The organism is Exiguobacterium sp. s70 (genome assembly GCF_018618315.1).
GTDB lineage: Bacteria > Bacillota > Bacilli > Exiguobacteriales > Exiguobacteriaceae > Exiguobacterium > Exiguobacterium chiriqhucha.
This window is the reverse complement of sequence record NZ_JACSLV010000002.1, coordinates 134,663-147,603: the sequence shown is the minus strand read 5'-3', so window position 1 is coordinate 147,603 and position 12,941 is coordinate 134,663. Positions and strand designations below refer to the sequence as shown.

14 protein-coding genes are annotated in these 12,941 nt (G+C 54.3%); 7 read left to right on the top strand and 7 right to left on the bottom strand.

What is annotated here, in order from left to right; translation table 11 throughout:
* Positions 1-4: 4 nt before the first annotated feature.
* Positions 5-850, top strand: coding sequence for a GNAT family N-acetyltransferase (locus KNP84_RS05420; protein ID WP_215114446.1), 846 nt, complete (start codon positions 5-7; stop codon positions 848-850).
* Positions 851-892: 42 nt separating this feature from the next.
* Positions 893-1,099, top strand: coding sequence for a hypothetical protein (locus KNP84_RS05415; RefSeq protein ID WP_021066782.1), 207 nt, complete (start codon positions 893-895; stop codon positions 1,097-1,099).
* A gap of 33 nt (positions 1,100-1,132) precedes the next feature.
* Here KNP84_RS05415 and KNP84_RS05410 read toward each other — a convergent pair whose 3' ends face one another.
* Positions 1,133-2,428, bottom strand: coding sequence for a murein hydrolase activator EnvC family protein (locus KNP84_RS05410; protein ID WP_251131167.1), 1,296 nt, complete (start codon positions 2,426-2,428; stop codon positions 1,133-1,135).
* A 299-nt stretch (positions 2,429-2,727) separates the two neighbouring features.
* Positions 2,728-3,249, bottom strand: a complete 522-nt coding sequence (locus tag KNP84_RS05405) for a VanZ family protein (RefSeq protein ID WP_021066780.1) — start codon at positions 3,247-3,249, stop codon at positions 2,728-2,730.
* A gap of 163 nt (positions 3,250-3,412) precedes the next feature.
* Here KNP84_RS05405 and KNP84_RS05400 point away from each other — a divergent pair, with 163 nt between their 5' ends.
* Complete coding sequence (locus KNP84_RS05400) at positions 3,413-3,886, top strand: glutathione peroxidase (RefSeq protein WP_021066779.1); 474 nt, start codon at positions 3,413-3,415, stop codon at positions 3,884-3,886.
* A gap of 43 nt (positions 3,887-3,929) precedes the next feature.
* Here the strand turns inward: KNP84_RS05400 and KNP84_RS05395 are convergent, their stop codons facing one another.
* Together KNP84_RS05395 and KNP84_RS05390 are read right to left on the bottom strand one after the other, a co-directional pair.
* The gene (locus tag KNP84_RS05395; protein WP_021066778.1) at positions 3,930-4,856 is read right to left on the bottom strand and encodes a CAP domain-containing protein; all 927 of its coding nucleotides are present in this window, start codon (positions 4,854-4,856) and stop codon (positions 3,930-3,932) included.
* A 19-nt stretch (positions 4,857-4,875) separates the two neighbouring features.
* Positions 4,876-5,322: a MarR family winged helix-turn-helix transcriptional regulator gene (locus tag KNP84_RS05390; RefSeq protein WP_021066777.1), complete on the bottom strand. Its 447-nt coding sequence runs from the start codon at positions 5,320-5,322 to the stop codon at positions 4,876-4,878.
* A gap of 118 nt (positions 5,323-5,440) precedes the next feature.
* Here KNP84_RS05390 and KNP84_RS05385 point away from each other — a divergent pair, with 118 nt between their 5' ends.
* From KNP84_RS05385 to KNP84_RS05375, 3 genes are all read left to right on the top strand, one after another.
* Entirely contained in the window at positions 5,441-5,854 is a 414-nt protein-coding gene (locus KNP84_RS05385; RefSeq protein WP_021066776.1) for an organic hydroperoxide resistance protein, read from the top strand.
* 95 nt (positions 5,855-5,949) lie between these two features.
* The gene (locus KNP84_RS05380; RefSeq protein ID WP_215114445.1) at positions 5,950-6,807 is read left to right on the top strand and encodes a metallophosphoesterase; all 858 of its coding nucleotides are present in this window, start codon (positions 5,950-5,952) and stop codon (positions 6,805-6,807) included.
* Between the two features lie 107 nt (positions 6,808-6,914).
* Positions 6,915-8,054 carry a zinc-dependent alcohol dehydrogenase gene (locus KNP84_RS05375; protein ID WP_034776693.1) on the top strand — a complete coding sequence of 380 codons (1,140 nt, stop codon included), beginning with the start codon at positions 6,915-6,917 and terminating at the stop codon, positions 8,052-8,054.
* Between the two features lie 41 nt (positions 8,055-8,095).
* Here the strand turns inward: KNP84_RS05375 and KNP84_RS05370 are convergent, their stop codons facing one another.
* From KNP84_RS05370 to abc-f, 3 genes are all read right to left on the bottom strand, one after another.
* A complete protein-coding gene (locus KNP84_RS05370) occupies positions 8,096-9,007 on the bottom strand; it encodes a cation diffusion facilitator family transporter (protein ID WP_021066773.1) in 912 nt (303 codons plus the stop codon).
* 115 nt (positions 9,008-9,122) lie between these two features.
* Entirely contained in the window at positions 9,123-9,899 is a 777-nt protein-coding gene (locus KNP84_RS05365) for a hypothetical protein (RefSeq protein ID WP_021066772.1), read from the bottom strand.
* A 12-nt stretch (positions 9,900-9,911) separates the two neighbouring features.
* On the bottom strand, positions 9,912-11,606 hold the full coding sequence (gene abc-f, locus KNP84_RS05360) for a ribosomal protection-like ABC-F family protein (protein WP_215114444.1): 1,695 nt from the start codon (positions 11,604-11,606) through the stop codon (positions 9,912-9,914).
* A gap of 363 nt (positions 11,607-11,969) precedes the next feature.
* Here abc-f and KNP84_RS05355 point away from each other — a divergent pair, with 363 nt between their 5' ends.
* Positions 11,970-12,881 carry an MBL fold metallo-hydrolase gene (locus KNP84_RS05355; RefSeq protein ID WP_215114443.1) on the top strand — a complete coding sequence of 304 codons (912 nt, stop codon included), beginning with the start codon at positions 11,970-11,972 and terminating at the stop codon, positions 12,879-12,881.
* Positions 12,882-12,941: the final 60 nt, after the last annotated feature.

The window sequence follows — 12,941 nt, the reverse complement described above, 5'->3', positions numbered from 1 at the left end:
TCATATGGAACTGATTCGTTGGAACGACCTATCCGGATTTGAAGAACGTGTCATGCCCCACCTGCTCGAACATGAGGCCGAGAACAGCTTGATGATTGGCGTGCTCGATGCCATCAAGCAAGGCCGATACGAGTCGTATCATCAACTCACCGTCGAAGATGACGGTGATGTGCTCGCGATCCTGCAAGTGACTCCGCCCCATCCGCTCAACTATGTGCTCGTGAAGCATGAGCGAGAGGATGACGTCCTTCGTCTGCTCGTGCCTGAACTATTAAATGGTGATATCCCCTTCACCGAGGTCGTCTCGCAAGCTGATCTAGCGATGAATTTCTACACGCTCTGGTACATCCTGACGGCGCGAGAGCCGAAAGTCTTCATGGAGCAAGGCCTATATCGTCTTGATCGTGTCAACGACATTCCGCTGTCGGAAGGGTCGATGCGACGGGCTACCGAGGACGATGAGGCATTCCTCGTGAAGGCGTATAACGCGTTCGAAAAGGATACCGGTTTACCGGTCTCGTCAAAGGCAAACGCGACACAAAAAATTGCGACGATGCTCAAGAATCAAGAAGTGTACGTCTGGGAAGTCGACGGCAAGGTCGTCTCGTGCGCGAAGAAATCGCGCGAGACCGCGAACGGCGTCACTGTCTCGTTTGTCTACACGCCAAAAGCGTTGCGCAAGCGCGGCTATGCCCGCTCGCTCGTCGCCGAGCTGAGCCGGGAGCTCTTGACGTCGAAACAATATTGTACGCTCTATACGGATTTGAGCAACCCGACATCGAACAAGATTTACAAAGAAGTCGGCTATGAAAGAATCTTCACTTCGGCGTGGATTCGATTGCCTAGCTGATTTGATGCGCCTCCCCTATACTGTAGGTGGAGGCGATTTTTGATGAACAGATTATTCGGTTGGTGGCTCCGCATCCCACGCCGGGTACGGTTGACCGCCTTGACGGTCGTCACACTCGCCGTGCTCGGCTATATGGTGTTTCTCGGCGGCCGGAGCATGCTCGACGACCCGAACTGGGACACGCTCTGGCTGAGCGTCATCGGCGCCGCCCTGCTGACCTTTATCGCGTACAAGGCAACAAAAAAGTGATCGACGCGTTCGTCGATCACTTTTTGTATAGGCTTAGAAGAATGAAGCTGGGTTGACCGTGCTGCCCGCGCTCGAAGATGAGTACGAGTAACCACCACGGTGGATTTCGAAGTGCAAGTGTGAGCCAGTCGAGTTCCCTGTGCTACCCATGCCGCCGATGTGTTGACCTTGCGTCACACGTTGGCCGGCCGATACCGATACCGAGCTCATGTGTGCGTATACCGTCGTCCAAACTTGACCGTTCAAGACGTGCGTGATGATGACGTGGTTCCCGTAAGCGCCACCCCATCCAGCTGTCGTGACCGTACCTGTTTGTGCTGCGTTGATCGGTGTGCCGACCGGTGCTGCGATATCAAGTCCGTTGTGGAACGAGTAACCGTTCGCACCGCTCGCCGCGCCCCATCCTTGTGAGAGACGACCGTTTGCCGGACGTTGGAACATGCCGCCGCTTGCCGGTACAGAAGATGCCGCTGCCGACGCTGTCGGTGTACTAATCGCGCTAGCGCCAGTGTTTGTCGCTTGTTTTTTCTTCGCAGCCGCTGCTGCCGCTGCCGCACGTTTCGCTTCTTCAGCCGCACGACGTTGTGCTTCCATTTCAGCCTTGATGGCTTTCTCTTGCGCTTTGAGTGTTGACTCCATTTCTTGGAGGCTCATCAATTTCGATTCGAACTTCACTTTCTCAGCGTTGAGTTTCTTAATCTTCGCTGCGCGCTCTTTCATTTTCTTGTTGAGCGTCTTTTGACGTTGTTCGAGTTCTTCTTTTTGTTTCACGAGAGCATCGCGCTCGGCTTTCAACTCAGCTTGCGCTGCAGCCAATTTTTCTTTCGTCGCTTGATACTCTTCGAAGATTTGTTTGTCGTTCTCTTGAATCGTACCAGCCGTGATCATGCGTGTGAGCAAGTCACCGAAGTCTTTCGATCCGAAGATGAACTCTGCCCAGTCGATCGAGCCGCCGCCATTTTTTTGCATCGTGGCCATGCGCTCTTTCATGAGCTCTTCTTGCGCCTTCATTTTTGCTTCATATTGTTTAATCTGCTTTTGAAGGGCTGCAATTTTTTGTTGTGTCGCACGAATCTCAGCTTTCTTTTGCGCGACGTCGTTGATGACGTCTTGGAGTTCAGCATCTAACTTGTTGATTTCTTGCTGCTCTTTGCTGATCGCCTGTTCACGTTTTTTGATCGAGGCGTTCGCTTTGCTCTGTTCACTGTTATTCTGTTGTTGCTGCTGTTGCACCTTTTTCTGCTTGTCTGTAAGTGACGCTGCATAGCCAGGTGTCGTGCCGCTAATGAGAAGAGCTCCTAAAGTGACGGTTGCTGCAAGTTTCTTCAAGTTAACCAATGTGCTTCCCTCCGCTGAGTTCTCTGAATTTCTATATAATATAGATCGCATAAATTATAAATTAATAGGCGAAATTCGATATCGCTCTGAGACTCATTATAGCAATCTAAACCTAAAGTTATTTTACACTTATATTTCATTCCCATTACATTGACCTGTTTTAGGTTTTATTCGTTTAAAAATGGGGGTATAAAGGGCTTTTGCAATTTTGCTTGTCACACAAACGTTATAAATCAAAAAGAAAAGCACTTCATGAAAGCGCTTTTCAAATAACTACCTATACGATTTTTTTACCACCTTGGAGACACGAATCCCGATCGTGACCGTTTATGACGTCCTTGTTTGAACAGCAGAAACCCGCCAATCAAGAGGATGCCACAGGCGGCACCAAAACTGTCGAGCATGATGTCTTGGATGAGCGGCGTCCGCTCGGGCGTCAAACTTTGATGGAACTCATCAAAGATGGCGACCGTGTTCGCGAGCGCCCAGGCGAACAAGAGCGTCAGCCCAGCATGGAGTCGCGTGCGCGACACCGCTTTGACGAGAAGTGCCCCGAGTGCGAAGAAGACGGTGAAGTGCGCCGCTTTCCGAATCAAGAACTCAATCAAGCCGGCACTCCCTTTCGCCTCGAGCGATACCGGTCCTCCGGCATACTCGAAGTCGACGGTCGCGAGGATGGGCTCGGCCCACGTCCAATTGATGCGTTCAAGTGGTGAGACGATGCTTTGGTCCGAATACGGGGTCGCGCTCGAGAAGAATAAGCCAATCAGGATCAAACCGATCCATATAAATTCATTTTTCAATATGTACATGACACCTTTCCTTTCTATAACGAGTCTCATTATACGCCGTCCATCACGTTTCATTGTAACAACGACTTCATCATTTCATGACAATTTGATTGCGAACAACCGGTTCAAAGTCGTGTCTTGAAATCGCGATTGGTATAATGAAAAGAAAAAAGGGGGAATCAACATGATCTATCAATATGAAGCGGCCGACATGAGCGGCAAGCTACAACCGCTATCCAAATACGAGGGTGACGTCCTATTAATCGTCAACACGGCGAGCAAATGCGGTTTCACCCCGCAACTCGATGGACTCGAGAAATTATATGAGCGTTACCAAGGACAAGGGTTCCATATTCTTGGCTTCCCGTGCAACCAGTTCGGCAATCAAGACCCGGGGTCGAACGAGGAAATCAACGAGTTCTGTCAATTGAACTACGGCGTGACGTTCCCGATGTTCGCCAAAGTAGACGTGAACGGCAAAGACGCCCACCCACTCTTCCAATACTTATCGAAAGAAGCACCAGGCCTGCTCGGTTCGAAGACAATCAAGTGGAACTTCACGAAGTTCCTCGTCGACCGTAACGGCAACGTCATCGAACGGTTCTCGCCGCAAACGACGCCGGATGAGATCGAGACGGCCGTCAAACGTCTCTTATAAGTAAAAAGATGGTCCGCCGCAATCCGGCAGGCCATCCTTTTTGTTAACGCGGTGTGATGAAGTTGATCGTGTAGAACGGGCTCGACTCCTCATTGTAGACGAGGCCGACCGACACGTGGGTGAAGCCATCTTTCAAGATGTTCTCCCGGTGGCCGAGCGAGTTCATCAATCCCCAGTGGGCATGAAAAACGCTCATCTGCCCCATCGCCAAGTTCTCGCCGGCGAGGGAGTACGCGATGCCGGCCTCGTTCATCCGCTCGAACGGATCGCGGCCTTCGGGATCCGTATGGCTGAAGAAGTTGTTCCGGGCCATGTTCTCACTATGGGCGCGGACGACCGGTAATAGCGGCTCATAGTCGGCGAGCGCCGACAGTCCGAACTTCTGGCGGTCCCAGTTCATGAGCATTCGCATCAACTGTTCGTTCGCGACGAGATTGTCTTCCGACACGTCACCGTAATAGCCCTCACTCGACTCCTCGACGTCCCGGTCGACGGTGAGCACGGCTTTCAGCTTGTCGTCGTCATGCTGATCGAAGAACAGCGTCACGTAGTCATCATCAATCGCATAGACGTTGAACGACGGGTCGTCCGGAATCAAATAGCGTTTCAATCCCTTATTGTATGACTTGACCTCATCGAAGCCGATTTGCTCGACTTGTTGTCGCGTCGTCTCGCCCACGACGAGCCCTTCAAAGATACTGCCCGTCTCGAACTGATACTGGCCTTGCTTCGATCCGTCAGCATCGATCAACTCGAGGCTACGGTCGCCGTTCTTCTCGAGCAAGTACCAGTCGTGCCCGGCATATTGGCTCGTGAAGCGCGGGGCGTCGGTCGAGCGTTCTTGTTGCTCCTCCGCCACTTCCGTCGACTTCACTTGAATGCTCGTCGGCGCCGACACGTTCGGCACTTCAAATTTCCAGGCCGCATACATGCCGATCGCGAGCAATAAAATCACTAATTTACGAAACATCGCGTCTCCTTTCGAAAACTTACTCCTCTCGCTCACCGAACGCACGCAAGCGCGCCTTGATGTCAATGAGCATCTCCATATAAGCGATATACGTCGCTTCATCTATATTCAGCATACCACTCACTTTGAGCGGTACCTCCTCGGCCTGCTCACGCAGTGCGCTCCCGGACGGCGTGAGTGACAAGAGGACACGGCGCTCGTCGTCGGTCGCCCGCACTTTCTCCACGTAATCGAGTTGCATGAGCCGCTTGACGAGCGGTGACAACGTGCCCGAATCGAGCGTGAGTCGATCCCCGAGCTGTTTCAAATCGATATTGTCTTCTTCCCACAAGACGAGCATGACCAAGTACTGGCTATATGTCAGGTTTAACGGTGCCAAAATCGGGCGATATAATCTCGTAAGCTCTTTTGAAGCGGTATAGAGCTGAAAACAGATCTGATGCTCTAATGTTAACGAACTTTTCATAAAATTTCCTCCGGCTATAGTCTTAGGACAAGCATATCATTTGCTTATCTGTTTGACTGCCCTATAATTAGATTGTGCACAACTTAATTGCCTAAAAACGAAATGGAGGAATTGAATCATGAAACCATTATTCACAGCTTCTGCAACTGCAATCGGTGGCCGCGAAGGTCGCGTCACATCGACGGACGGCGTCATCGACTTGAACGTATCAATGCCTGGCTCAAAACACGCGGACGAAGCGACGAACCCGGAGCAACTCTTCGCAGCAGGTTACGCGGCATGTTTCGGTAGCGCCTTGAACCTCGTCATCGGCAAAGAACGTATTAAAACAGACGGCACGAACGTCACTGGACACGTGACGCTCAACCAAGACGATGAAGGTTTCTTCATCTCGGTCGAACTCGAAGTCGAAATCAAAGGTGTCGATCAAGCGACGGCGGAACGTCTCGTCGAAGCGGCACACCAAGTTTGCCCGTACTCGAAAGCGACACGCGGCAACGTCGACGTCAAGTTGACTGCTAAAGCAGCATAATTCGATGGCCCGCTTCCGAGCGGGCTTTTTTTTGCGTCCGGAGCATCAACAGAGTAAACTGAAGAAACGAACGATTCATCGAGAGGAGGCGGACGATGTTCAAAGGCAAACGTAAATATGTGACGATCGGTGTCGGAGTCGCGTTCCTCCTCGCCGCTTTCTATAACGGACTGACCGTCCGGAACTACGCGATCGAGTCGGACAAGCTCGCGTCGGGACAATCGTTCCGGGTCGTCCTCTTGTCCGATTTGCACGGCTATTCGTACGGGGACGACCAACGCGTCTTAATCGACAAAGTGCGGGAACAGGAACCGGATTTGATCGCCCTTCCCGGCGATATCCTCGACCGCTTCCGCTCACCCGATGCCTCCTTCGAATTGATTGAAGGGCTGCAGGGCATCGCGCCGATGTATTTCGTGACCGGCAACCACGAGATTGACGGCTCTGACGACTTTGTCCGTCACGACGTCAAAGACGTGTTCCGCTCCTACGGCGTGACGGTGCTCGAGAATGAGACGGCCTCGGTCAACGTCAACGGGGTCGATCTCCTCGTCGGTGGGCTCGAAGACCCACTCCGGACGTATACCGAAAATATTCAGGCGAGCTGGGAAGAGACGGCCTTGACCTCGCTCGGCGGTGTCGACACCGAAACGGCGTTCAGCCTGCTCTTGTCACACCGGGCCGAACAAGTCGAGACATACGCCGCCCTACCGTTCGACCTGGTCCTGTCAGGCCATGCCCACGGCGGGCAGGTTCGCATCCCCTATTTATTGAACGGACTGTACGCGCCGGACCAGGGCTTCTTCCCGAAGTATGCCGGCGGCCTGTACGAACATGAGTCGTTCACCCACGTCATCGGGCGTGGCTTCAACTATAGCGTCAGCGTACCGCGCGTGTTTAACCCACCGGAGATCGTCGTCATCGACGTCACTGGGACCGGGGCTCCTCAGTGAGCCCCTTTTCCTATTTTCCCCAAAAATCGGATTCGCATGCACCGACTGCGGGTACAGTATCCATGTTGTGACTTACCTGTTTTTTAAAAAAAGGAGGAAGTGGACATATGCGTGCTGTTACCTATCAAGGAACGAAGAACATCGAGGTCAAGGACGTGAAGGACCCGGAGATCGAGAACCGGGAAGAGATTATCGTCAAAATCACATCGACGGCCATCTGCGGATCAGACCTGCACATCTATCAAGGCAACATGCCGACCCGACACGGGTTCATCATCGGTCACGAACCGATGGGAATCGTCGAAGAGGTCGGCCCGGATGTCACGAAAGTGAAAAAAGGTGACCGGGTCGTCTTGCCGTTCAACGTCTCGTGCGGCCATTGTTTCTATTGTGAGAACGACATGGAGAGCCAGTGCGACAACTCGAACCATGCCCCGCATACCGACGCCGGTGGGCTGTTTGGTTACACCGAGCAGTTCGGGAACCATCCGGGCGGCCAGGCCGAGTACTTAAAAGTACCGTATGGAAACTTCATGCCGCTCGTCATCCCGGAGTCGTGCGAGCTCGATGACGAGGCACTCCTATTCTTATCGGATGTCATCCCGACGGCGTGGTGGAGTTTAGACAATGCGGGCATGAAGGCCGGCGACACGGTCGTCGTCCTCGGGTCGGGGCCGGTCGGTCTGATGACCCAGAAGCTCGCTTGGGTGCGCGGCGCCAAACGTGTCATCGCCGTCGATCCGGAAATCTACCGGTTGAATCGGGCCAAGTTGTCGAACAACGTTGAGACCGTCCTGTTGAAAGACCCGGTCGAAACCGGCAAATACATCCGTGAAATCACGGGCGGCGGTGCGGACATCGTCGTCGACTGTGTCGGGATTGATGGGAAGAAATCACCGATCGAGAAAGTCGAACAAAAACTGATGGTCCAAGGCGGCACGCTCAGCGCAATCAAGGTCGCCAAAGAAGCCGTCCGTAAGTTCGGAATCGTACAATTGACAGGTGTTTATCCGATGAACTATAACCAGTTCCCGATGGGCGATTTCTTCACACGCAACGTCACATTGAAAACCGGACAAGCCCCGGTCATCCACTACATGCCCGAGCTGTTCCAGATGATCGTCGACAAGAAGTTCGATCCGACCGACATCATCACGCACCGCTTGCCGCTTGAACAGGCGGCCGACGCGTACAAAATCTTTAACGATCATTTGGACGACTGCGTCAAAGTCGTCTTGAAGCCATAACGAAAGCGGTCCCCGACTTCTGTCAGGGACCGCTTCTTCGTTTACCAAATCGTTCGATTCTCACAACATTGCGCTTCCCGTTCGATTTGAACGGTCGAACGCTCGAACGTGGCGAATTGACGGATTCGTTCCGTCACATCATGCAAGACGCGCTGGTCGTCCGTATCCGCCTCGATTAAGACGTGACACGTGACGGCGAGTTCGTTCGATGAAATCGACCAGACGTGCAAATCATGGACTTCTTTGACACCGTCGATACCTCCGAGTTCCCGTTGCATCGCCACGACGTCGACTTGATCAGGTGTCCCTTCCATCAAGATGTGAATCGCCTCCCGCGTCACCCGATAGCCGCTGACCAAGATGAGCACGGCGACGAACAGGCTCGCGATCGGATCGGCGAGCGTCCAGCCGAACGCCATAATCAACACGGCCGCCGTGATGGCCCCGACCGAGCCGAGCAAATCGCCGAACACGTGCAACAGCGCACTGCGGACGTTCAAGTTGTCACGCTCGCCACGCATGAGCAGCCACGCCGCAAGCACGTTGACGAGCAGCCCGATGATGGCGACCGTAAGCATGCCGCCGCTTAAAATCTCTGGCGGTGCGAACAAGCGTTGATACGCCTCGATGATGATATAGATGGAAATGACGAGCAACGTCAAGCCGTTGACGAACGCCGCCAAAATCTCGAAGCGTCGATAGCCGAACGTCCGCTCTGGCGTCGCTTGCCGTGCTCCGAACCGGACAGCGAGGAAACTGAGCCCGAGTGCCGCCGCGTCGCTGAGCATATGCCCCGCGTCCGACAAGAGCGCCAAACTGTTCGTCCATAATCCGCCGATGACTTCGACGACCATGAACGTCGCAATCAGGACGAACGACCAGAATAATGCCCGTTGGTTCGTCGTATGATGATGGTGATGGTCGTGCCCGTGATGATCGTGATGTGCGCCCATTGTTTCTCCCCCTCTCTCTATATAGTCTATACCTTCCACCTCAAACATTCAAACGTTCATTTGAATGAATACATAAAAACAATCGCCGAAAGGGATGTCCTCTCGACGATTGTCGTTATTTCTGTTCGAGCCGGACCCGCATGACGCCGTCATAGGGGAACAACTTCAACTGGCGAGTCTCACCTTCATACCAACTGCCGGCGTTTTGACTGCTCGTCGCCGTCACATCAGGCGTCGCGACCGCTTGTCGGTCCCAGTCGATTGCCCGCACTTGTTGGTCACGTACCATCAAGAAGAAGCCGTCATAGAAATGGTATTCGTTCACTTGGTCACGCTGGACCGCTTTCGGGGTACCGAGCGTGGCCCGGACACTGTCGATGTCTTGGCCGAGCACTTCGATTGTCGCCGCATCCGCCGTCGGGACGACGGTCTTCCATGCCGCGGTCACGTCGTCGTCGGAGACGCTCGTCGCTTCCCCCGTCACTTGCGCTTCCGTCACCCACCCGGTCGTCCGCTCATTCAATTGGAGCTTGACGAAACCGCTGACGGCCTCGAGTTGTTCGAACCGGTCACCGAGGTCGGCCTCATAAATGACCGTCGCCCGGTCGTCGGCGAACACTTTCGTATAAGGTGCCGCGATATAGACGTACGTTCCCGCTGACTCGTCGGCCTCTGCTTCCGGCTCATCTCCTTCTGTCGCCTCTGATTCATTATTGACCGACTCGGTCGCGATGTCGTCCGTCTCCGGCAACGCCGAGTTCTTCGTGTCCATGAGGGCCGCGAAGGCGATGACGCCGACGAGTGAAGCGATCAATGCGATGACTGTCGCCGTTTGCCATAACCGCTTCCGTTTCCGTGATGCGGCCCGTGATGCCCGAACTTCTTCTTTCATGTGATTCCACCCCTATTTGTTTCGTCTATTCTGTTCGGATTCGGCAAGGGGGATGCCGTTTCCTGCCTCGTCGAAGAAAATATGCGGTTCGCTCGTCAATGTCTCAAGCGTCTGGAGCGTCGCGTCAACGTCGACCGGCTTTGTATCTCCGGACTCGAGCACGCGCACCGTTTCCCCGAGCTCGATCGTTCGGTCCGTCAAGCGGTGGAACGTCCGGTCATGCGAGATAAGAATCAATCCGCCTCGATACACTTCGAGCGCGGCCTCGATTTGCTCCCGTGTGGCCACGTCCAAATAGTTCGTCGGCTCATCGAGGGCGAGCAGGTCCGCGTCCGAGAAGTACAAGATGAGGAAGGCGATGCGGCACTTCTCCCCCATGCTCGCCTCTCGAATCGGCTTATACACCTCATCACGGCGGAACAAGAAATGGGCGAGCAGCGTCCGCGCCTCCGTCTCGGTGATGTCACTTTCGGCCAGGAGCGCCTCGAGCAACGTTCCTTCGGCTGGCAATCGGGCGAGCGTCTGCGAGAAGTAACCGATTTTCAGTTTCGGATGACGCTTGATGTCCCCGGTCTCCGGTGCGAGTTCGCCGATCAATAGTTTCAACAGCGTCGTCTTCCCGCTCCCGTTCGGCCCGACGATGGAGATGCGGTCACCCCGGTTCACCGTGAGCGAGAGTCGTTCAAAGAGGGGGTCGTCGTAACCGAACGAGATGTCGTCGACCGCAATCCACGTCTTCGCCTCGAGTGGGTCGGCTTGGAAGCGGACCGAGATATGGGCCGCATCTTTCGGACGATCGGGTCGCGTTCCTTCGAGCTGTTCGAGTTTACGTTCACGGGCCTTCATCTTGACGGCAAGGTTCGCCGCGCCTTTTTGAGCGCCTGGACTTCGCACGCTCGCCGTCGCTTTCGCTTTCAAATGCCATCCCTTATATTGGGCGATCATATCGAGCAGCTCCGACTTCCGCGCCATATAGCGGGCATGGGCTCGCTCGTCGCGTACCCGTTCCTCGGCCTTCTGATGTTTATACGCCGTGTAGTTGCCCGGATAGCGGACGATGGTCCCCTCATTCAGCTCGAGGATGACCGTCGCAACGTCATCGATGAATTGACGATCGTGGGAGATGGCGAGCACTGTCCCCGAAAACTCGTCCACCCAACGTGTCAGCCACTCGATTGAGTCCAAATCGAGATGGTTCGTCGGCTCGTCGAGCAGGACGATATCGACGTGTCGCATCGTGAGACGGGCGAGTTGGACCCGTGTCTGTTCACCGCCGCTCAACTCGCGGAGTCGGCTCGAGTCATGTCCGTCAAGACCAAGTCGTTTGAGGGCTTGTCTCGCCTCAAGCTCGAGCGCGAAGGCGTCAACCGTGAGTGCCTCGTCATACGCTTCGAGCACGCGCGCCGAATCACCTGATGTGACGGCAAGGTAGAGATTGTAGCGCGCCAAGTCGCCTTGCATGACGTAGTCGAGCGCGGTCTCTTCTCCATCAAACACCGTCTGTTCGACGACACCGATCGTGCCCAAGACGTCAATCGAACCTGACTGTGGGGCCAGTTCACCTATGAGCAGCTTGAATAGCGTCGTCTTGCCGGACCCGTTCTGGCCGAACAAGACGGCCCGTTCGCCTGCAGCGACGTCGAACGAGACATTGTCGAATAAGGGTTGCCGGTCGTGGTCGAACCGGACTTGCTTCATACTTAACATATTGTTTCACCTCGCTAGTTTGTCTAATACGCGATGAAACAAAAAACACCATCCGCAACGTGCGGTGGTGTGAAGAGATCCGGTCAAGCGGAAAGAAGGGTCACCCCCGTAGCCTGAAATTGGACACACTTCACCCGTGACTGTTCGTGCGAACAGTGATGATTCGTTTCATCAGTTGAGTGAGTGTGACTTTTTCATGGCACGCGGTACCTTCCTTTCCTAAGTTACTGTCACCGTACCAAATTGAAAGCGGATTCGCAAGAGTCGGACCACAATCTCCCATTTTTTCTACACCTTCCGGCGGATGCGGGGGCGTCGGTCGAGCGGTATGATTAAACCATCTTAGATGATGAGGTGACTGTTATGCGATTACGAAACCTGCTCGTCCCGAGCGCCGTCTTGGCGAGTGTCGGTACGTTCTTATATACCCGATTGAAACGAAGACTGCCTCGACCGGCTTTCAAAGTCCCGACGGTCAAACCAGACCTCGCCTCGTTCGATGAGACGATGGTCAGTGCCACCTGGGTCGGCCATTCGACCGTGCTCATCCATTGGTACGGATTAAAAATTTTGACGGATCCGGTTTTCTCGAAGCGAATCGGCGTCCACGTCGGGTCGGTCACGTTCGGGATGAAACGTCATACCGCCCCTGCCCTCTCGATTGAGGAAATTGGGCATGTCGACGTCATCCTGCTCAGCCACGCCCATATGGACCACTTCGATCATAAGAGTCTGAAACGACTGATCACCCGCGACACGGTCGTCATCTCGGCCCCGGGCACGAGCAAGCTGTTACGTAAATACCCGAGCCTGCAGACGCTCGAGATGCATCCGCACGACAAGCTGACGCTCGCGAACGGGCTTCACGTCCAAGCCATTCCCGTCGCCCACTGGGGCAATCGTTTCCCGTGGGACAAACATATGGGCTATAACGGCTACGTCTTGAAATATAAAGGCGTCCGCATGTTGTTCGCCGGGGATACGGCGTTCACCGAGTCGTTCAACGGGCTCGCGAACAAAGAACCGATCGACCTCGCTTTCTTCCCAATCGGTGCCTATCAACCGGAGTCGTTCGAGGAAGCCCACTGCACGCCAGAACAGGCATGGACGATGTTCAAACAGAGCGGCGCGAAACGTTTCTTCCCGATGCATTGGGACACGTTCGTCTTATCGTACGAACCGGTCGAGGAGCCGTATGAGCGACTCGTCACCGCTGCCAAGCTCGAACGTGACCAAATCGTGATCAAGTCCCACGGTGAAAGCATTCGGCTGTAGCTTTCGCTTTCACTTCCGTGCGATTTTCGGTAACGTAAGAGTTGAGAGGGAGGGAATCAA